Origin of the sequence: Serratia sp. 201, assembly GCF_037027545.1 — a bacterium.
In the GTDB taxonomy this organism is placed as follows: Bacteria; Pseudomonadota; Gammaproteobacteria; order Enterobacterales; family Enterobacteriaceae; genus Serratia; species Serratia bockelmannii.
The window spans coordinates 480612-499755 of the sequence record NZ_JAXCHC010000003.1; the positions used below are offsets into that span (position 1 = coordinate 480612).

Sequence of the window (19144 nt, forward strand, 5' to 3'; positions counted from 1 at the left end):
AGCAGCATGCAATCATTTGACGTGATTATCGCCGGTGGCGGTATGGTGGGGCTGGCGTTGGCCTGCGGCCTGCAGGGCAGCGGGCTGCGCGTGGCGGTGCTGGAGCAGCGCCAGCCGGAGATGGCGCCGCCGTCGGAACAGCCGGCCCTGCGCGTCTCCGCCATCAATGCCGCCAGCGAGCGTTTGCTGCAGCACATCGGCGTGTGGGACGACATTCTCCAGCTGCGCGCCAGCGCCTACAATGCGATGGAAGTGTGGGATCGCGACAGCTTCGGCAAGATTGCTTTCCGCGGCGACGAGTGCGGCTTCAGCCACCTCGGCCACATCATCGAAAATTCGGTGATCCAGCAGGCGCTGTGGAAACGCGCCGAAAGCCTGTCGGACATCACGCTGATTACCCCGGCCGCGCTCAAGCAGGTAGCATGGGGCGAAAATGACGCCTTCGTCACGCTGGAGGACGGGCGCATGCTGACCGCCCGGTTGGTGATCGGCGCCGACGGCGCCCAGTCGTGGCTGCGCCAGCATGCCGATATCCCGCTCACCTTCTGGGATTACCGTCACCACGCGCTGGTGGCCACCGTTCGCACCGAAGAACCGCATCAGGCGACGGCGCGGCAAATTTTCCACGGCGACGGCATTCTGGCGTTCCTGCCGTTCAGCGATCCGCATTTGAGCTCTATCGTCTGGTCGGTGACGCCGGAAGAAGCCGAACGGCTCAAACGGCTGGAACCGGAGCAATTCAACCGCGAACTGGCGATGACCTTCGACATGCGCCTGGGGGCTTGCAGCCTGGAAAGCGAACGGCTGGCGTTCCCGTTGACCGGCCGCTATGCGCGCAGCTTCGCCGCGCACCGCCTGGCGCTGGTGGGCGATGCGGCGCATACCGTGCACCCGCTTGCCGGGCAGGGCGTGAACCTGGGCTTTATGGATGCCGCCGAGCTGATTTCCGAACTGCGCCGCCTGCAGCGGCAGGGCAAGGATATCGGCCAGCACCTCTATCTGCGCCGCTATGAGCGCCGCCGCAAACATGGCGCGGCGGTGATGCTGGCCAGCATGCAGGGTTTCCGCGAACTGTTTGACGGCAACCACCCGGCCAAAAAGCTGCTGCGCGACGTGGGCCTGCGGCTGGCGGACAGCCTGCCGGGCGTCAAGCCTAAGCTGGTGCGTCAGGCGATGGGCCTGAACGATCTGCCCGAGTGGCTTGCCTGATCCCTTCCTTCTGCGGGCCCGCACCGGGCTCGCGCTTCTCGCCTTATTCCATCGCTTTTCCTTATATAACCCTTCATTTGAAATAATCTAATTTCAGCCGCTTTTTATCATTACTTTTTCTAATTCCATGTTCGGTTATCAAAAGTCGGGATCCCATGCGCGGCCATCTGTTTGTTATATAACTTCGGCGTTTTACCGCTTTAATTGTTAATTTTGTGCCTTAAGGCGCATTTTTCCAGTGAAAAACTCTGCACACTACCCCGGCATTTTACCGCCCGGGAACGGCGATGAGCCTATTTTAACTTATGGTTAATGTGGTCGTTCGATGATAAGTTCGAGGGAAAGGTATCGTTTGCGTCACGGCGGTTACACGCAGTTTCCGCCCGTCACGGCGCAGCATTTGTGTTGAGCAGTCAGTGCGCCATGGCGATCGGGCCGCGAGCCAGGCTCCGCCGCATTGCGTGGCAGCACCCTAACTTCTAGCGACGAGTGGAAAGAGGGAAAAGATGGCAAAGCAAACCCCACTGTACGACCAGCACGTGGCGTGCGGTGCGCGCATGGTAGACTTTCACGGCTGGATGATGCCGCTGCACTACGGCTCGCAGCTCGATGAGCACCACGCGGTGCGTCAGGATGCCGGCATGTTCGACGTGTCTCACATGACCATTGTAGATCTGCACGGCGCCCGCACCCGCGAGTTCCTGCGCTACCTGCTGGCGAACGACGTCGCCAAACTGACCCAACCCGGCAAAGCGCTGTACACCGGCATGCTGAATGCCTCCGGCGGCGTGATCGACGACCTGATCGTTTATTTCCTCACTGAAGACTATTTCCGCCTGGTGGTGAACTCCGCCACCCGCGACAAAGACCTGGCCTGGATCGAAGAGCACGCCGCGCCGTATGGCGTCGCGCTGACGGTGCGCGACGATCTGGCGCTGATCGCAGTGCAGGGCCCGCAGGCCAAAGAGCGTGCCGGTACCCTGTTCACCCCGGAACAAAAAAGCGCGGTCGAAGGCATGAAGCCATTCTTCGGCGTGCAGGCCGGCGAGCTGTTCATCGCCACCACCGGTTACACCGGCGAGGCCGGCTATGAGATCGCGCTGCCGAAAGAGCAGGCGGCGGATTTCTGGCAAAAATTGCTGGCCGCGGGCGTCAAGCCGGCCGGTCTGGGCGCGCGCGACACGCTGCGTCTGGAAGCGGGCATGAACCTCTACGGGCAAGAGATGGATGAAGGCGTTTCGCCGCTGGCCGCCAACATGGGCTGGACCATCGCCTGGCAGCCGGAAGATCGCCGTTTCATCGGCCGCGAAGCGCTGGAGCAACAGCGCGAGCAGGGCACCGAGCAACTGGTCGGCTTGATCATGACGGAAAAAGGCGTATTACGTAATGAGCTGCCGGTGCGTTTCACCGACGCGGCGGGGCAAACCCACGAAGGCGTGATCACCAGCGGCTCGTTCTCTCCGACGCTGGGCTTCAGCATCGCGCTGGCGCGCGTGCCGGTAGGCATCGGCGAGCAGGCTATCGTGCAGATCCGCAACCGTGAAATGCCGGTCAAAGTGACCAAGCCCGGTTTCGTTCGCGCCGGCAAGCCGCTGACAAATTGATTTTTTATTGATTGATTCTTTTATTTCTTCGAAGGAGTAACCGGCGATGAGCAATGTGCCAACAGAATTGAAATACGCATCCTCCCACGAGTGGGTTCGTGCAGAAGGTAACGGCGTTTACACCGTAGGCATCACCGAACACGCGCAGGAACTGCTGGGCGATATGGTGTTTGTCGATCTGCCGGAAGTGGGCCGCAGCGTCGCCGCCGGTGAAGATTGCGCCGTGGCGGAATCCGTCAAGGCGGCGTCGGACATTTACGCGCCAATCAGCGGCGAAATCGTGGCGGTGAACAGCGAGCTGGAAAGCTCCCCGGAGCTGGTGAACAGCGAACCTTACGGTGACGGCTTCCTGTTCCAGATTAAAGCCTCCGACGAAGGCGAGCTGGCGAACCTGCTGGACGCCGCGGCTTATCAGGCCTCGATCGACGAGTAATCGTGACCGCGCCCCAGGCCTCTCGGCCGGGGCGTTTTAGTTACCGTTCAAGCTATATCCCGTATCACGCAAGCATTCAGGAATTTGTAGCAATGACTCAGACACTCAGCCAACTCGAACACAGCGAAGCGTTCATCGAACGCCACATCGGCTCTTCTGCGGAACAACGCCAGGAGTTGCTGGCAGCGGTGGGCGCTCGCTCGCTCAGCGCGCTGATCCAACAGATCGTGCCGGCGGATATTCAGCTGCCGGGGCCGCCGCCGGTCGGCGACGCGGCGACCGAACACCAGGCGCTGGCTGAGCTGAAGGCGATCGCCTCGCAAAATCAGCGCTACAAATCCTATATCGGCATGGGCTACAGCGCCGTGCTGACGCCGCCGGTGATCCTGCGCAACATGCTAGAAAACCCGGGCTGGTACACCGCTTATACCCCTTATCAGCCGGAAGTGTCGCAGGGCCGCCTGGAAGCGCTGCTGAACTTCCAGACCGTGACCCTCGATCTGACCGGCCTGGATCTGGCCTCCGCGTCGCTGTTGGATGAAGCGACCGCCGCCGCCGAAGCGATGGCGTTGGCCAAACGCGCCAGCAAACTGAAAGACGCCAACCGCTTCTTCGTGGCTGACGACGTGCATCCGCAGACGCTGGACGTAGTGCGCACCCGCGCCGAAACCTTCGGCTTCGACGTCATCGTCGATAAAGCGGAAAAAGTGCTGGAGCTGGACGGCGTGTTCGGCGTGTTGCTGCAGCAGGTGGGCACCACCGGCGAGCTGCACGACTACAGCGCGCTGCTGGCCGAACTGAAATCGCGCAAAATCATCACCAGCGTGGCCGCCGACATCATGGCCCTGGTGCTGCTGACCGCGCCGGGCAAGCAGGGCGCCGACGTGGTGTTTGGCTCCGCGCAGCGCTTCGGCGTGCCGATGGGCTACGGCGGCCCGCACGCTGCCTTCTTCGCCTGCCGCGACGAGTTCAAGCGTTCGATGCCGGGCCGCATCATCGGCGTTTCCCGCGATGCCGCCGGCAACACCGCGCTGCGTATGGCGATGCAGACCCGCGAGCAGCATATCCGCCGCGAGAAGGCCAACTCGAATATCTGTACCTCGCAGGTGCTGTTGGCCAACATCGCCAGCCTGTACGCGGTGTACCATGGCCCGCAAGGGCTGCAGCGCATCGCCGGGCGTATCCACCGCCTGACCGACATTCTGGCCGCCGGGCTGCAGAAGGCCGGCCTGACGCTGCGTCACAACACCTGGTTCGACACCCTGACCGTTGAAGTGAAAGACAAGGCTGCCGTGCTGGAACGTGCGCTGAGCTTCGGCATCAACCTGCGTACCGACATTCACGGCGCCGTGGGCATCACGCTGGATGAAGCCACCTCGCGTGAAGACGTGCAAACGCTGTTTGCACTGTTGGCCGGCGACAACCACGGCCAGGACATCGACGCGCTGGACGCGGCGGTGAGCAAGAACAGCGCATCGATCCCGGCCGCCATGTTGCGCCAGGACCCGATCCTGACCCACCCGGTATTCAACCGCTATCACAGCGAAACCGAGATGATGCGTTACATGCATCGTCTGGAGCGTAAGGATCTGGCGCTGAACCAGGCAATGATCCCACTGGGCTCTTGCACCATGAAATTGAACGCTGCGGCGGAAATGATCCCGATCACCTGGCCTGAATTCTCCGAACTGCACCCGTTCTGCCCGCCGGAGCAGGCTGCCGGTTACCAACAGATGATCGGCCAACTGTCTCAGTGGCTGGTGCAGCTGACCGGCTATGACGCGGTATGCATGCAGCCGAACTCCGGCGCGCAGGGCGAATACGCCGGCCTGCTGGCTATCCGTCGCTACCACGAAAGCCGCAACGAAGCGGGCCGCCACGTCTGCCTGATCCCGAGCTCGGCGCACGGCACCAACCCGGCCTCTGCCCAAATGGCGGGCATGAGTGTGGTCGTGGTCGCTTGCGACAAGAACGGCAACATCGATCTGCACGATCTGCGCGTCAAGGCAGAGCAGGCAGGTGAAGAACTCTCTTGCATCATGGTGACCTACCCGTCGACCCACGGCGTGTATGAAGAAACCATCCGTGAAGTGTGCCAGATCGTGCATCAGTTCGGCGGTCAGGTATATCTGGACGGCGCCAACATGAACGCCCAGGTGGGCATCACCACGCCAGGCTACATCGGCGCGGACGTTTCGCACCTCAACCTGCATAAAACCTTCTGCATCCCGCACGGCGGCGGCGGCCCGGGCATGGGCCCTATCGGCGTGAAAGCGCACCTGGCGCCGTTCGTACCGGGCCACAGCGTCGTGCAGATCGACGGCGTAACCACCCAGCAGGGCGCGGTCTCCGCGGCGCCGTTCGGCAGCGCCTCCATCCTGCCTATCAGCTGGATGTACATCCGCATGATGGGCGCGGAAGGCCTGAAGCAGGCCAGCCAGATGGCAATCCTGAATGCCAACTACATCGCAACCCGTCTGAAAGACGCGTATCCGATTCTGTATACCGGCCGCGATCACCGCGTGGCGCACGAATGTATCCTCGATATTCGTCCGCTGAAGGAAGAGACCGGCATCAGCGAAATGGACATCGCCAAGCGCCTGATCGACTTCGGCTTCCACGCGCCGACCATGTCGTTCCCGGTAGCGGGCACGCTGATGGTCGAGCCGACCGAGTCGGAAAGCAAAGTGGAGCTGGATCGCTTTATCGATGCGATGCTGGCGATCCGCAGCGAGATCGACCGCGTCGCCAAAGGCGAATGGCCGCTGGAAGACAACCCGCTGGTGAATGCGCCGCACGTGCAGGCGGAGCTGGTCAACGACTGGCAGCACCCGTACAGCCGCGAGCTGGCGGTGTTCCCGGTGGCCGGCGTGCGCGAGAACAAGTACTGGCCGAGCGTTAAGCGTCTGGACGACGTGTACGGCGACCGTAACCTGTTCTGCTCTTGCGTGCCGATGAGCGATTACGAATAACACGTTCGGCAAAGTTTGTGTTTGGGGGACACCGCATCATGCGGTGTCCCTTTTTATTTTATAGCGGCCTATTCTTTCCTGTACGTTCCCACGATTTAAGGAGTCACCATGCAAGCGGCAATCGTAACAGCGCTGGGGCAAGCCCCGGTTTTCGGCACTTTTGAGGAGCCCCAGGCGCAGGCGAATGAAGTGCCGATCGACGTTCTGGCGGCCGGCATCAAACAGCTGGATCGCGCCACCGTCGCCGGCACCCACTATTCCAGCCCGAAGCAATTGCCAATTGTGCCCGGTACCGACGGCGTGGGCCGTACGGCGGACGGAAAACGGGTGTACTTTGCCTCCTTCCGCCGTCCTTACGGTGCGATGGCTGAGCGCAGCGTCGCGTCATGGACGGTGCCGGTACCGGAGGCGGTGGATGACGCCACGGCGGCAGCGCTGATCAATCCGGCCTTCGCCGCCTGGCTGCCGTTGCGCTGGCGAGCGGATCTGCAGCCCGGTGAAACGGTGCTGATCATCGGCGCCACCGGCACCTCAGGCAAACTGGCGGTTGCCGCGGCGCGTCAGGCAGGGGCTGGGCGTATCGTTGCCGCCGGCCGTCGGCTGAGCGTGCTGGAGGCATTGGGCGTGGATGCCACGGTGGATCTGAGCCTGCAGGGCGAGGCGCTGACGCAGGCCTTCGCGGCAGCGGCGGGGCCGGGCGGTTATCAGGTGATCGTCGATTACATCTGGGGGCCGGCGACCGAAGCGCTGCTCGCGACGCTCAATAATCACGATCTCTCGTCTTACGCCGGCGGACGCGGCATTCGCCTGGTCAACGTCGGTTCGATGGCCGCGCCGGACATCCGGCTGCCGGCGGCGGTGCTGCGCAGCAACCAGCTGCAGATCCTCGGCAGCGGCACCGGCAACTTCCCGCCGATCCCGGAGATGCAGCGCTACGCGATCGAGATTTTGGCGCTGGCGGCGACCGGAGCGCTCACTATCGAGACGCAGGAGCACGCGTTGGCGGAGATCGCCGAGGTGTGGGATCTGAACAAGAAAAGCGACGTGCGTTCGGTGATGCGCATCGCCCGTTAACCCCGGCCGCTAGCGGCAAGGGCAGACCAGATGAATGTCTTCCGGCTCACGGGCGAACAATTCGGTATCCGGTTGTTCGATGAGCCGGCAACCCTGCGCCAGATAGAAGTCTACGGTGCTTTTGTTGGGAATGGAGGAGACATACAGCCCGGCGGCGCCGTCTTGCGCCGCCTGACGCAGGCAGAGTTGGAACAGCTGCTTGCCTAACCCCTGGCCGCGTTTGTGCGCGCTGACGTAAAAGAACAGCAGCTGGCGCAGATCCCGCTGTGGGCCGCGCGGTTCGGTGTCCAGCGCCGCCGCTGCCACGATCTCCTCGCCTTCGAACAGCGCGAAGAACGCGCCGCCGCGATCGAAGCAGGCTTCGTGGATCGGCGTATAGGTTTCCCGATCGTGCGGATCCCAGCCGCGCACGTCGTAGTAGTCCGGGTAGGCTTGCAGCTTGCCGTCCTGCAGGCGATACAGAGTGTCGATAATTTCGCTGCGGTCGATATCCCATAGCCGGTCGAGTTGCTGCCGTTGCAGCAGAACAGGGGCGATCATGGTCGTTGTTCCCTCTCAGTCTGCGGCCGATAACTTTCCGGCAAATCGATGATGAAGCCGATGCCGCGATCGTCAAGGCCTTCGGTGACGCGCAGCTGCGCGCCGATTTTGTCGGCCAGGTTTCGGGCGATGGCCAAGCCGAGCCCGCTGCCGGTTTGCTGCGTGCCGGGCACGCGGTAAAAGCGCTCAAACAGGCGGGAACGGTGTTCTTCGCTCACCCCCGGGCCGTTGTCGCGCAACGTAATATAGCAGCCGAGCGGCGCCAGCGAGCGGATATTGGCTTCGATACGGCTGCCGGGGGGCGCGTACTTGAGCGCATTGTCCAGCAGGTTGGTGAAGATGGCGATCAGCGCATGGCGATCGGTACTCACCACCACGTCCTCGCTGCCGTCGAGCGAGAGTTCCACATCCTTTTCCAGCGCATAGGGGACGTGCTGCGCGATGCATTTGCCGATCTCTGCGTAGATGTCCACCGCCTCAATTTTCAGTGGAAAATCTTCCGCCTCCAGCTTGGCCAGGTTGATCAGCTGGCGCGACAGCGATGCCGCGCGATCTAGCCCTTGCTGCATGTCGCCGATGATCTCCCGGCGCTCCTGCTGCTCGCCGACCTGGGTCAGCAGGTGCAGCTGTGCCAGCACGGCGGCGATCGGCGTGCGCAGCTCGTGCGCCGCATCGGCCATAAAGCGCTTCTCGCGCTGATTGGCGGCGTCGATGCGCGCCATCAGCTTGTTGACCTCCACCACCACCGGCCGGATTTCCTGATACTGCTCGCTGACGTTGATCGGCGACAGGTTGCCAGGCTGGCGATCGGAGATGGTGCGGGCGATCTGGCGCAGCGGCCGCAGGCTGAAATAGGCGGTGAACAGCAAGGTAACGATGATGGCTGCCAGAATGCCCAGCAGCGGTACGGCGGTGCTCTCCGCCGGGTTGCCGAACAGCGTGGTGCGATCGTTGAACGATTCGCCGACGATCACCCGGTACTGGTGCTTTTCGCTCCAGCTGCCGGCGAGATGCCAGTTGGCACCGGCGTAATTGACGGAGCCGGACAGCACCGAAGGCGGCAGGCGCAGCGGTTCTCCCTGCGTTTGCGAACTGTAAAGCACCCGGCTGTCCCGATCGTAAACCACAAACAGCGGGTGATAGTCGATTTCATCCTGCATGCCGTTATTGATGGAATCAATGTACATGCCTTCAATGGTCTTGATGATGCCGCGGTAATCGATATTGTCAGTGCCGGTTTCGTCGAGAATATTGGCGATGCCTGCAGCGACGATGCGTTGCTGGTTATCGAAATATTTCTCCATGTCGGGGTAATACCAATATTTCACCCAGGCGACGAGGATCCCCCACAATAATAAAATGGCCAGCACCTGAAAAATAATGGTACGCATAAAGAAGGATTTGAAACCGATCATTCCGCTACTCTTTCTTCAGCAAATAGCCAATGCCGCGTACGGTAATCACTCTTTCTTTACCGATTTTGCGCCGTAAATTATGCATGTGCACTTCCAGCGAGTTACTTTCCACGCTGTCGCTGTCGCCGTGGCCGAACAGCCGCTGTTCCAACACCGCTTTGCGCACCACGGTGCCGGCGCAGCGCATCAGTTCGTGCAGCAGGTGATACTCTTTTTTCGACAGCATCAGCAGTTCGTTATCCAGCATGACCTGATGGTTGACCGGATCGAGATACAGCGCGCCGAGGCTCCAGGTTTGAGAAGCGAAGCCCGCCATGCGCCGGTTAACCGCTTTGACGCGCGAGATGAGTTCGGGCAGCGCAAAGGGTTTGGCCAGAAAGTCGTCCGCGCCGGAGTCGAGGCTGTTCACCAAGCTTTCAATGCGGTCGCGAGCGGTCAGGATGATGATCGGAATATTTTGCCCGGCGGCGCGCCAAGCGATCAGCTTCTGCAAACCGTCGCCGTCCGGCAGCGTGAGATCCAACAGCATCAAATCGAACCCGCCGGGTGAAAGTTTATTTTCCGCGTCGGTGAGCAGGCGCACCCAGCACAAATTAAAGCCGGCCAGCTCCAATGCGCGGCACAGCGCCTTGCCTAATTGCAGGTCGTCTTCCACCAACAGTATGTTCACGTTATTTCCGCTGAGAGCCTTGAGTCGCGCTTATCTAACTATAACGCTGACGGGAAGACAACGGGGAAAACCGCTCTGCCTGCGCGTTCTTAAGCAAACCTTAATCTGGCTTTAATCTCGCGTTAAGGGAGCGGGGGGGAATTTCAGTTATTTTGCTGCCATTCGAAATTATGGCTGGGGGAGCAAAACATGCAGACTGAAGGTTTCCCGAACGCGGGCGCCTCGCGGCGGCTGATGTATGTAGGCGTGGCGACGCTGCTCGTTCTGTTGCTGTTGTCTTTTCGCGGCGATGCGCAGAGCCATAGCCACGGCGGCCATCATGCTTCCGCTTTGCAGCGGGTGCATCAGGCGGCGGCGACGGATGCTTACGGCTGCGCCAAGTCGCGCATTAAAAAGCAGCTGCGCCGCCTGGCTCAGCTTTGAAGCGGTTTTTAGGGAGCCGTTCTATACTCTGACGGGCATACGGGGCGCCTGCGCGCAGGCCGCTGTGTTGATATCGCTAACCAGAGAAAAAACAGTATGACGAAAGTGGCATTGGTGACCGGCGCAAGCCGGGGGATTGGCCGCGCGACCGCCTTGCTGCTGGCCCGGCAGGGCTATGCGGTGGGTGTGAATTACCTGCGTGACGAAAATGCGGCGCGCCAGGTGGTGGCGGAGATCGAGGCGCAGGGCGGTAAGGCGCTGGCGCTGCAGGCCGACGTGGCCGATGAAGCGCAGGTGATGGCGATGTTCAGGGCGCTGGATGCCGGGCTGGGCACGCTCAGCGCGCTGGTCAACAACGCCGGCATTCTGTTCCAGCAGGCGAACATTGAACAGTTGACCGCCGAGCGCATCAATCAGGTGCTCGGCACCAACGTCACCGGTTACTTCCTGTGTTGCCGCGAGGCGGTGAAACGCATGGCGCAGCGCCATGGCGGGCAGGGCGGCGCTATCGTCAACGTTTCCTCCGCGGCGTCCCGGTTGGGGGCCGCGGGAGAATACGTCGATTACGCCGCCTCGAAAGGCGCCGTCGATACCCTGACCATCGGGTTATCGCGCGAGGTGGCGGCGCAGGGCATCCGCGTCAACGGCGTACGGCCCGGATTCATCTATACCGAGATGCACGCCAGCGGCGGCGAGCCCGGCCGGGTGGATCGCGTGAAGGACAGTTTACCGATGCAGCGCGGCGGGCAGCCGCAGGAAGTGGCGGAGGCGATCGCTTGGCTGCTGTCTGACGCTGCGTCTTACGTGACCGGTACTTTTATCGAGGCAGCAGGCGGGCGTTGAATGCATGAGGGGGTTTTTGACATCCCGTCGTGTGGAGTGTATTTTGATTAAATAACAATCAAAATGTAGTTACAAAAATGTATGTTTATTTTGAATGGAATCAGGATAAAAATCACAGCAACCAGCGTAAACACCGTGTCAGTTTTGAGATAGCGCAACGGGTTTTTCTGGATCCCAACCATTTGGCTGTGCTGGAAAGGATCGAGGATGGAGAAGAACGTTGGCAAACGATCGGTATGGTCGGATCCTGTTTGCTGTTGCTGGTGGCACATACGACGATCGAAACGGATGTCGAAGGCGATACCGTCGAGATCGTGCGTATCATTTCAGCACGCAAGGCCGATGCCAAAGAGAGGGGAAGATATGAAGCGCAAAAATTCCGCCAAAAATCTGGCCCATAGCGTACTCCCGCCGTTGACGGAGGAGCAGAAAGCGCAAATTGCTTCACTGAATGCGTTGCCGGACGAGGACATCGATTATGCCGATGCGCCGGCGCTGGGGGAAGAAACGTGGCAGACTGCGGTTCAGGGGCGTTTTTATAAGCCGATGAAAGTATCAAAAACCATCCGAATCGATGCGGATGTGTTGGCTTGGCTTCAGCGGCCAGGCAAAGGCTATCAGAAACGCCTGAACGCCGTGTTGCGTGAGGCGATGTTGAAAGAGCATGAGCACGAGGAATAAGTCGTGTCAGACGGGTAACGGTCCGGTGAGGTTCTCACCGGATTTTTTTGCTGTTTTTTAAGGCAACGCCTACCAACGTCGGCCACCTCTCGATGGAGCTCGATCAAAACTATAAAAACGGTCATTCCGCGGAGCGTGAAATGTGACCGTTTACCGTTTATCTCCTGCTCATCGGCAGAACAGGGTCATCATAACTATTCCCGGTAATATCCTGCGCCGCGGGGTTACCCGTCGTGCAGCAGCGCAGTGCGGAATGACAGGATATGCGCCTGCGCGGCCTCGGCGGCGGCGGCGCTGTCTTGTGCGGCCAGCGCGGCGATAATTGCCCGGTGTTCGTCGATCACTTCGCGCATATGCCCTTCCCGCGACAGGGTGCTGGCCCAAAAACGCTGCGCCCTGGCGTGCAGTACACTCAGGATATCCGCCAGCATGTTATTGCCGGCGATCTGCGCCAGTTCCTGGTGAAATTCATGATCGAGTGTCATCATGCGCACCCTATCTCGCTCCTGGCTCGCGGCTTCGATTTGCCGATTGAGTTCGGTCAGCGTTGCTATCTGCCTCTCGGTAATCTTCTGGCTTGCCAGCCGCATACACAGCATCTCGTTAGCCAGCCTTACTTCGATCAATTCCAACGCATCGTCCATCGACAACGGTGAAACCATCACGCCCTTGCGCGGGATGACCTGCAATAACCCCTCGTTGGCCAAGCGGTGGATTGCCTGATTGATCGGCGTTCTCCCCATATCCAGGTCGTTCATCACCTGCGCGGTATTGAGATATTCGCCCGGCTTGTAGCTGAGTGTGACCAGCGCCTGTTTGAAACGCCGGTAGGCCAGCTCGTTCAGTGACACGCCGGCTTCTTCCGTCATCGGGCGCTGCGGGCTTTCTGCGTCAACAGTCTTCACGTTTTGCTCCTGCAAGAAGAAAGTTTTTAGACATAGTACACAAAAACATGGCATGGAAATCGCTTATTTGGTAACTAAAGATATAGTGAAATTTCACAGTGTTTTAACAAAAGGGGCGAAACTGCCATGAGACTGACCTTCACTTTACCTGAATCCTGCGGCGCGGCGACGTTGAATGTTGAGATTGATCATCTGGTGATCGCCGGTTGGACCGGACGCGATCGCGAGGCGATCTTGCACCATATTCGTGAATTGGCCGAGCTGGGCGTGCCCCAGCCCAGTGCAATTCCCCTGTTTTACCGCGTTGCCGCCAATCAGTTGAGCCAGCAAGAGACCATTGAAGTCATTGGCAACGCGACGTCCGGCGAAGTGGAACCGCTGATTTTTGCCCACCGCGGCGAACTGTTCGTGTCATTGGCGTCCGATCACACCGATCGTCAACTCGAAGCGCACAGCGTGGCGCTGTCGAAACAGATTTGCGTTAAACCGGTGGCGCGAGCCGCCTGGCCGCTCCAGGAGGTGTTGGAACATTGGGACAGTTTGATCTTGCGTTCGTGGATCAGGGAAGAGGGCGAATGGCGATTGTATCAACAGGGCTGCCTTGCCGCGTTGCGTACGCCCGGTGATTTGCTGGAACGTTACTTCACCGGTATGCAGCCGCCGGAGTGCGGGCTGGCGCAGCCGCAAACGCCCGACGGGTTGGCGATGACTTGCGGCACGGTGGCGGCGATCGGCGGCATTCGACCGGCTGGCGAGTTTCGCATGGAACTGGTGGACGACGTGCTCGGGCGAACCATCAGTCATCGCTACCGCAGCATCGAACTGCCGGTGGTGGCGTAATGAAAAAGCTGACTTTGATGCAGGCCACCGCCGGGCTGGCTAGCGGTGAGTTCACCGCAGTGCAACTCACCACCGCCGCTTTGGCGCAGATCGTCGATGAGCGGGGAGAGGGGGGGCGCGCGTTTACGCGAACATACACCGAGTGGGCGCAACGGCAAGCGCAGGCCTCCGATCGGCGACGCGCCGCCGGCTCGCCTCTGTCGGCGCTGGATGGCGTGCCGATCTCGGTCAAGGATCTGTTTGACGTGGCCGGTGAGGTGACCACGGCCGGTTCGCGCGTATTAGCGGACGCGCCAGCCGCTGAAAAACACGCTGCGGTAGTGGAACGGCTGTTGCAAGCCGGCGCGGTGGTGGTTGGCAAAACGACGATGACGGAGTTCGCCTATTCCGGTCTGGGCATCAATCCGCATTACGGGACGCCGGCCAATCCTTGGGAGCGCCAGGCGGCGCGCATTCCCGGCGGCTCCTCTTCCGGTGCGGCGGTGGCGGTGGCCGACGGCATGTGCCTGGGCGCGATTGGCAGCGATACCGGCGGGTCGGTACGCATTCCCGCCGCGCTGTGCGGGTTGACCGGTTATAAACCCACTGCACGGCGCATCAATGACGCTGGCTTACTGCCGCTGTCGCCTTCGCTGGATTCGATCGGCGTGATCGCTCATGACGTCGCCAGCTGTATTGCGCTGGATGCACTGATTGCCGACTGTCCGCTGCGGGTGCCGCAAAAAACGTTGGCGCAGGCGCATTTTGCCGTGCCGCAAGCGGTGGTGCTGGATGAACTGCAGCCGGAAGTTGCCGGGGCGTTCCAGCGCAGCCTGCAATGCCTGAGTCAGGCAGGCGCACGTATTGAATTGATCCCCGCCACGGCGTTCGCCGAGCTGGCGGCGATCAATGCCGATGGCGGTTTCACCGCGCTGGAGTCCTGGCGCTGGCATCAAGCGTTGATCGCTGAACGGGCCGATGGCTATGACCCAAGGGTGCTGTCGCGCATTCGCCGCGGTGCATCCTTGGGCGATGCTGAGCTGCAGCTGTTGCAGCGACAACGTGCCGACTGGCAGCGGCGAGTTACGGCGGCGCTGCAGAGTTTTGACGCTTTGCTGATGCCGACCGTGCCGCTGATTGCGCCAACTATCGGCGAGCTGGCGGCGGATGATGCCTACTTCCGTTGCAACGGACTGATGCTGCGCAATCCCGCGATCATCAATTTCCTCGACGGTTGCGCGTTGTCCTTGCCTTGCCAACAGCCTGGAGAGGCGCCGGTCGGACTGATGCTGGCTGGGTTGCCGATGCGTGATGAGGTGTTGTTGGGGTGGGCGCTGGCGATCGAGCGCTGCCTCGCCGACGCGTGATTTTCCGGTGGGCGCAGGCCTGCCTTTTGAGATGACCAGGAGAATATTCATGAACGATTCCCAGAACGGAATGCTGTTTGTCGCGACGGATGTCGCCACGCAGGATGATGCGGATTTTAATCGCTGGTATGACCGCGAACATGTGGAGGAGCGAGTGCGGGTGCCCGGCTTTTTATCCGGCACACGCTATCGGGCATTGCAGGGGGGGCGTCAATATTTGGGGTTGTATAAAACCGAATCGTTGGCCAGTTTTACCTCCGAAGCCTATCGCGCCGCGTTTCAACACCAAACGCCATGGTCGGTGGCGAGCCTGGAGAAAATGCGAGATCCAATGCGCAGAGTGTGTGCGGTGGAGGCGGTCACTGGCCAAGGGTGCGGCAGTCATCTCTGTATCTTCGTGCTGCCGTCGGTGGCATCGGAAGCGCTGCATGCCCGCATCTTGCAACTGGGCGCGCAGCTGGCTGAACAGCCTGGATTCGTGCGCAGCAGCCTGTTGACGCCGGATGCCGAACTCAGTTCCCCGCTGCCGAAAGAATCGCGAGAAAACCGCCGAATGTTGCCGATGCTATTGATCGAAAGCAGCGACGCCGAAGCCGGCCTGCGTTTAAGCGAGCAGGCCGCTGAAGCGCTGAACATGCCCGCCGCCGATGCCTGGCATTATGCCCTTGGCTGGCAACTGACTGCACAGGAGCTGACATCATGAATGCATACACCACTGAAACGGCACAGGTTGCCGCACCGGCCGCAGAAAGTGCCGCCGCAACGCCCAATACCGGCAAACTTGCGGCGGCCAGCTCGATCGGTACGGCGCTGGAATGGTACGATTTCACCGTCTACAACATCATGGCCGCGTTGATTTTCAACCATGTATTCTTCCCATCGTTCGATCCGCTGGTGGGCACGATTCTGGCTTTCTCCACTTACGCGGTGGGCTATGTTTCCCGGCCGATCGGTGGCATCGTATTCGGCCACCTTGGCGATGTGTTGGGACGGCGCTTTGTACTGGTCACCACGCTGGTGATCATGGGCGTGACCACGGCGTTGATGGGATTGCTGCCCGGCTACGCTAGCTGGGGGATTTGGAGCCCACTGCTGCTGGTGACGCTGCGCTTTATTCAGGGCATTGCGCTGGGCGGAGAATGGGCGGGTGCGGTACTGTTGTCGATGGAACACGGTAAGCCGCATCAGCGCGGGCGCAACGCGTCCTTTGCTCAGGTAGGGCCGTCCTGCGGTTCGTTGATCGGCACAGGCCTCATTACGCTGGTGACGTTGGCGATGTCGGCGGACGATTTTCAGCAATGGGGCTGGCGGATTCCGTTCCTGCTGAGTCTGGTGCTGGTCATCTTCGGTTTGTGGCTGCGTCGGGGTGTGGGTGAGACGCCGGCATTTTTGCAACTGGAGGCGTCGAAAGATGTTACGCAGTCGCCGGTGCGCGAAGTCTTCACGCAGCACATGCGTCCGCTGCTGATCGCCGGCGGATCGCGTATCGGCTCTGACGTGCTCTATGCGTTGGTGGTCGTGTTCACGTTGACCTACGTCACCACCGTGCTGAATCTGCCGCGCCCGCTGGCGCTGGGTGCCACCATGCTGGGGGCGATAGGCAACGCCGTCGCAGTACCGCTGTTTGGCGCATTGTCGGATCGCTTCGGCCGTCGTCCGGTGTATATCGGCGGTGCATTGGCGGCGATAGTGTGGGCGTTTGCGTTCTTCGTCCTGCTCGACAGCAGTCAACCGGTGTTGATCTGCATGGCTGTGGTGATTGGGCTGTTGATCCATGCGGCGATGTATGGGCCACAGGCGGCATTCATCACGGAACAGTTCCCGACACGGGTGCGTTATGCCGGCTCTTCGTTAGCCTATACCTTGGCGGGGATTATCGGTGGCGGCTTTGCCCCGCTGATCATCACTTCTCTGTTTAAATCTTACGACAGCACGCTGGCGATTTCCGCCTATGTTGCGTTGGCTCTGCTTATCACACTTTGGGCGATATGGGCGGCGCGGGAAACGGCGCATAAGCCGCTGTAAATAGAACGCCGGGCTACTTTGGGGCCGGCGCTCGGTCAAAACCACACAAACGGTCATTAACGGTCATGCTGCGGAACGTGGAATTGTGACCGTTTACCGTTTCTCTCCTGTCTGCCTCAGGCGCTCGCGCATCATAACTGTCTGTTACTCCACACTTTCGTAATTATTCATTTCATTTCCTTCCCGATTTTTTTGACAACTATCACAGCGCGATCGTTGACCGACCGCGGGGCGATGCGCTTTGCGTCTGCGCGCAAAACGCGGCGCGGCAAATCGATATCGTAATCATCGTCGTGGAGGAGAAAAGAAACATGCTGCCTGTAGAACGTCATCGCTTTATTACCGAAGTCTTGAGCCAGCGCGGCCGCGTGATGGTGCAGGAGGTGGCGCAGCTGTGCCAGATCTCTATCGAGACGGCGCGGCGTGATCTGGCCCTGCTTGAACGGCGCGGCCTGCTGCTGCGCAGCCACGGCGGCGCGGTGTTCGTCGAGCCGCCGGCGGTGGAAAAAACCTATGTGCCCGCCGAGATAGACCAGGGAGAGTCCTTCCGCCAGCGCAGCAATGAGTCGCCGGAGCAGAAGACGCGTATCGCCAAACGCGCGCTGGGGTTTATCGCGCCGGGGGATTGCCTGTTGCTGGACAGCAGCTCCACCAGTTGGTTTTTGGCGCGCCAGCTGCCGGATATTTCGCTGGTGGTGCTGACCAACTCGCTGCACATCATCCAGACGCTGGCCTGCAAGGCCAACGTGCGCACCATCGGGCTGGGGGGCGAGTATTCCGCCAAGTACGAGGATTTTATCGGCGTGCTGGCGGAGCAGATGCTGAAAGAGTTCGTGATCAACAAGCTGTTTTTCTCCTGTCACGGCATTTGCCAGGACGGCGGCATCCGCGAGAGCAATGAGCACCATGCGCGGCTGAAGCAACAGATGCTGCTGGCCTCGGAGCGCAAGTTCCTGCTGGTGGACAGCAACAAGTTCGGCCGCCGCTCGTTCGCTCGCATTTGCCATTACCGGGAAATAGATACGCTGATCACCGACAGGCTTGGCGACGACGAGTTTCGTCAGGAATTGGCCTGGAACAACGTCGATGTGATTGAAGTTTCACCCGCCGCGAAAAGGGCGGCGCGATAACAACAACGAAAACCTTTTATTACAGCCAACACTTGTGGAGAGAGAACAATGAAAAAATCCGTACTGGTCGGTCTGTTTGCCTCGCTGCTGCTGTCGGTCTCCGCGCAGGCGGCGGACAAGCTGAAAATGGGCGTGGTGGTGAAGATCGGCGGCATTCCCTGGTTCAACGCCATGGAGGCCGGCATCAAAAGCGAGAGCGCCAAACGCGGCATCGACGCCTGGATGGTCGGGCCGACGGCGGCGGATCCGGCGCTGCAGGTGCGCGCCATCGAAGATCTGATCGCGCAGAAGGTGGACATCATCGGCGTGGTGCCGAACGACGCCCGGGTGCTGGAGCCGGTGCTCAAGCGCGCGCAGGAGGCGGGCATCAAGGTGATCGTGCACGAATCTCCCGGACAGAAGTACGCCGACTGGGATTTTGAGCTGGTGGACGCCTCGCAGCACGGGGTCAACCACATGAAAGCGCTGGCCGCCTGCATGAAAGAGCAGGGCAAGTATGCGGTGTATGTCGGCAGCCTGACGGTGCCGCTGCACATCACCTGGTCGGACTCGGCCATCAACTACCAGAAGCAGCACTACCCGAACATGCAGCTGGTGGGCGACAAGTTCGGCGTGGGGGAATCGCTGGATGACAGTGTGCGCACTACCAACGATCTGATGGCCAAATATCCCGATCTGAAAGGCGTGCTGGCGTTCGGTTCGCAGGGGCCGATCGGCGCCGGGCGCGCGGTGCTCAACCGCGGCAAAAGCAACGATATCTGCGTCATTGGGCCGTTCAGCCCAGGCCAGGGCGCTTCGCTGGTCAATCGCGGCGCCATCAAGGGCGGTTATATCTGGAATCCGATGGTGGCCGGCGAAGTGTTCGTGCGCATCGCCGACATGATGCACAAAGGAGAAAAAATCACCGATGGCATGACCATCGAGGGCATGGGCAAGGTGCAGGTGGATGCGCAGCAGCACACCATTCTCGGCAACGCCACCGAAAGCCTGGATAAGCAAAACCTGCCGAAGCTGGTGAAAATGGGGCTGTAATC

Annotated in this window: 19 protein-coding genes; 15 read left to right on the forward strand and 4 right to left on the reverse strand. The window is 60.6% G+C overall.

What is annotated here, in order from left to right; genetic code table 11:
- Positions 1 to 6 precede the first annotated feature (6 nt).
- From ubiI to WA302_RS17895, 5 genes are all read left to right on the forward strand, one after another.
- Entirely contained in the window at positions 7 to 1209 is a 1203-nt protein-coding gene (ubiI, locus tag WA302_RS17875) for an FAD-dependent 2-octaprenylphenol hydroxylase (RefSeq protein ID WP_025304151.1), read from the forward strand.
- A 506-nt stretch (positions 1210 to 1715) separates the two neighbouring features.
- Entirely contained in the window at positions 1716 to 2813 is a 1098-nt protein-coding gene (gcvT, locus tag WA302_RS17880) for a glycine cleavage system aminomethyltransferase GcvT (protein ID WP_336064646.1), read from the forward strand.
- A 46-nt stretch (positions 2814 to 2859) separates the two neighbouring features.
- Positions 2860 to 3246: a glycine cleavage system protein GcvH gene (gene gcvH, locus WA302_RS17885; RefSeq protein WP_099817444.1), complete on the forward strand. Its 387-nt coding sequence runs from the start codon at positions 2860 to 2862 to the stop codon at positions 3244 to 3246.
- A 92-nt stretch (positions 3247 to 3338) separates the two neighbouring features.
- Positions 3339 to 6218 carry an aminomethyl-transferring glycine dehydrogenase gene (gcvP, locus tag WA302_RS17890; RefSeq protein ID WP_043142647.1) on the forward strand — a complete coding sequence of 960 codons (2880 nt, stop codon included), beginning with the start codon at positions 3339 to 3341 and terminating at the stop codon, positions 6216 to 6218.
- Between the two features lie 108 nt (positions 6219 to 6326).
- A complete protein-coding gene (locus WA302_RS17895) occupies positions 6327 to 7292 on the forward strand; it encodes a quinone oxidoreductase family protein (RefSeq protein WP_016930002.1) in 966 nt (321 codons plus the stop codon).
- A gap of 9 nt (positions 7293 to 7301) precedes the next feature.
- Here WA302_RS17895 and WA302_RS17900 read toward each other — a convergent pair whose 3' ends face one another.
- The 3 genes from WA302_RS17900 to WA302_RS17910 are packed head-to-tail and all read right to left on the reverse strand — an operon-like array spanning position 7302 to position 9917.
- The gene (locus WA302_RS17900; protein WP_227257845.1) at positions 7302 to 7829 is read right to left on the reverse strand and encodes a GNAT family N-acetyltransferase; all 528 of its coding nucleotides are present in this window, start codon (positions 7827 to 7829) and stop codon (positions 7302 to 7304) included.
- Positions 7829 to 9247, reverse strand: coding sequence for an ATP-binding protein (locus WA302_RS17905; protein WP_197791410.1), 1419 nt, complete (start codon positions 9245 to 9247; stop codon positions 7829 to 7831). Before WA302_RS17905 ends, WA302_RS17900 begins: the two co-directional genes overlap by 1 nt.
- Before the next feature lie 4 nt (positions 9248 to 9251).
- Positions 9252 to 9917: a response regulator gene (locus WA302_RS17910; protein WP_336064647.1), complete on the reverse strand. Its 666-nt coding sequence runs from the start codon at positions 9915 to 9917 to the stop codon at positions 9252 to 9254.
- A 189-nt stretch (positions 9918 to 10106) separates the two neighbouring features.
- Between WA302_RS17910 and WA302_RS17915 the strand changes: the two genes are divergently transcribed.
- From WA302_RS17915 to WA302_RS17930, 4 genes are all read left to right on the forward strand, one after another.
- Positions 10107 to 10340 (forward strand): hypothetical protein, encoded by a 234-nt coding sequence (locus WA302_RS17915; RefSeq protein ID WP_025304144.1) that lies wholly within the window; start codon positions 10107 to 10109, stop codon positions 10338 to 10340.
- A 96-nt stretch (positions 10341 to 10436) separates the two neighbouring features.
- The gene (locus tag WA302_RS17920) at positions 10437 to 11183 is read left to right on the forward strand and encodes an SDR family oxidoreductase (RefSeq protein ID WP_025304143.1); all 747 of its coding nucleotides are present in this window, start codon (positions 10437 to 10439) and stop codon (positions 11181 to 11183) included.
- 77 nt (positions 11184 to 11260) lie between these two features.
- A complete protein-coding gene (locus WA302_RS17925) occupies positions 11261 to 11584 on the forward strand; it encodes a BrnT family toxin (RefSeq protein ID WP_071845113.1) in 324 nt (107 codons plus the stop codon).
- The gene (locus WA302_RS17930; protein WP_033639455.1) at positions 11547 to 11864 is read left to right on the forward strand and encodes a BrnA antitoxin family protein; all 318 of its coding nucleotides are present in this window, start codon (positions 11547 to 11549) and stop codon (positions 11862 to 11864) included. Before WA302_RS17925 ends, WA302_RS17930 begins: the two co-directional genes overlap by 38 nt.
- A gap of 224 nt (positions 11865 to 12088) precedes the next feature.
- Here WA302_RS17930 and WA302_RS17935 read toward each other — a convergent pair whose 3' ends face one another.
- Complete coding sequence (locus WA302_RS17935) at positions 12089 to 12733, reverse strand: GntR family transcriptional regulator (RefSeq protein WP_169540627.1); 645 nt, start codon at positions 12731 to 12733, stop codon at positions 12089 to 12091.
- A gap of 162 nt (positions 12734 to 12895) precedes the next feature.
- On the opposite strand from WA302_RS17935, the gene WA302_RS17940 reads away from it, so the two are divergent.
- The 6 genes from WA302_RS17940 to WA302_RS17965 all read left to right on the forward strand — a co-directional run bounded on the left by WA302_RS17940 (position 12896) and on the right by WA302_RS17965 (position 19142).
- Positions 12896 to 13609 carry a DUF2848 domain-containing protein gene (locus WA302_RS17940; RefSeq protein WP_025304139.1) on the forward strand — a complete coding sequence of 238 codons (714 nt, stop codon included), beginning with the start codon at positions 12896 to 12898 and terminating at the stop codon, positions 13607 to 13609.
- Positions 13609 to 14955, forward strand: coding sequence for an amidase (locus WA302_RS17945; RefSeq protein WP_197832469.1), 1347 nt, complete (start codon positions 13609 to 13611; stop codon positions 14953 to 14955). The genes WA302_RS17940 and WA302_RS17945 overlap by 1 nt, the downstream gene beginning before the upstream one ends.
- A 49-nt stretch (positions 14956 to 15004) precedes the next feature.
- Complete coding sequence (locus WA302_RS17950; protein ID WP_336064648.1) at positions 15005 to 15658, forward strand: hypothetical protein; 654 nt, start codon at positions 15005 to 15007, stop codon at positions 15656 to 15658.
- The gene (locus WA302_RS17955; protein WP_336064649.1) at positions 15655 to 16980 is read left to right on the forward strand and encodes an MFS transporter; all 1326 of its coding nucleotides are present in this window, start codon (positions 15655 to 15657) and stop codon (positions 16978 to 16980) included. The genes WA302_RS17950 and WA302_RS17955 overlap by 4 nt, the downstream gene beginning before the upstream one ends.
- Positions 16981 to 17291: 311 nt before the next feature.
- On the forward strand, positions 17292 to 18110 hold the full coding sequence (locus WA302_RS17960) for a DeoR/GlpR family DNA-binding transcription regulator (RefSeq protein WP_025304135.1): 819 nt from the start codon (positions 17292 to 17294) through the stop codon (positions 18108 to 18110).
- Between the two features lie 48 nt (positions 18111 to 18158).
- On the forward strand, positions 18159 to 19142 hold the full coding sequence (locus WA302_RS17965; protein WP_025304134.1) for a substrate-binding domain-containing protein: 984 nt from the start codon (positions 18159 to 18161) through the stop codon (positions 19140 to 19142).
- Positions 19143 to 19144 lie beyond the last annotated feature (2 nt).

What these genes read in the sequence shown, in the direction of transcription:
- WA302_RS17945 (WP_197832469.1), top strand. Translation starts at nt 13,609, where the DNA reads ATGAAAAAGCTGACTTTGATGCAGGCCACCGCCGGGCTGGCTAGCGGT.
- WA302_RS17955 (WP_336064649.1), top strand. Translation starts at nt 15,655, where the DNA reads ATGAATGCATACACCACTGAAACGGCACAGGTTGCCGCACCGGCCGCA.
- gcvH (WP_099817444.1), top strand. Translation starts at nt 2,860, where the DNA reads ATGAGCAATGTGCCAACAGAATTGAAATACGCATCCTCCCACGAGTGG.
- gcvP (WP_043142647.1), top strand. Translation starts at nt 3,339, where the DNA reads ATGACTCAGACACTCAGCCAACTCGAACACAGCGAAGCGTTCATCGAA.
- WA302_RS17935 (WP_169540627.1), bottom strand. Translation starts at nt 12,733, where the DNA reads ATGACGGAAGAAGCCGGCGTGTCACTGAACGAGCTGGCCTACCGGCGT.
- WA302_RS17930 (WP_033639455.1), top strand. Translation starts at nt 11,547, where the DNA reads ATGAAGCGCAAAAATTCCGCCAAAAATCTGGCCCATAGCGTACTCCCG.
- WA302_RS17960 (WP_025304135.1), top strand. Translation starts at nt 17,292, where the DNA reads ATGCTGCCTGTAGAACGTCATCGCTTTATTACCGAAGTCTTGAGCCAG.
- WA302_RS17920 (WP_025304143.1), top strand. Translation starts at nt 10,437, where the DNA reads ATGACGAAAGTGGCATTGGTGACCGGCGCAAGCCGGGGGATTGGCCGC.
- WA302_RS17925 (WP_071845113.1), top strand. Translation starts at nt 11,261, where the DNA reads ATGTATGTTTATTTTGAATGGAATCAGGATAAAAATCACAGCAACCAG.
- WA302_RS17950 (WP_336064648.1), top strand. Translation starts at nt 15,005, where the DNA reads ATGAACGATTCCCAGAACGGAATGCTGTTTGTCGCGACGGATGTCGCC.
- WA302_RS17940 (WP_025304139.1), top strand. Translation starts at nt 12,896, where the DNA reads ATGAGACTGACCTTCACTTTACCTGAATCCTGCGGCGCGGCGACGTTG.
- WA302_RS17965 (WP_025304134.1), top strand. Translation starts at nt 18,159, where the DNA reads ATGAAAAAATCCGTACTGGTCGGTCTGTTTGCCTCGCTGCTGCTGTCG.
- WA302_RS17895 (WP_016930002.1), top strand. Translation starts at nt 6,327, where the DNA reads ATGCAAGCGGCAATCGTAACAGCGCTGGGGCAAGCCCCGGTTTTCGGC.
- WA302_RS17905 (WP_197791410.1), bottom strand. Translation starts at nt 9,247, where the DNA reads ATGATCGGTTTCAAATCCTTCTTTATGCGTACCATTATTTTTCAGGTG.
- gcvT (WP_336064646.1), top strand. Translation starts at nt 1,716, where the DNA reads ATGGCAAAGCAAACCCCACTGTACGACCAGCACGTGGCGTGCGGTGCG.
- WA302_RS17915 (WP_025304144.1), top strand. Translation starts at nt 10,107, where the DNA reads ATGCAGACTGAAGGTTTCCCGAACGCGGGCGCCTCGCGGCGGCTGATG.
- ubiI (WP_025304151.1), top strand. Translation starts at nt 7, where the DNA reads ATGCAATCATTTGACGTGATTATCGCCGGTGGCGGTATGGTGGGGCTG.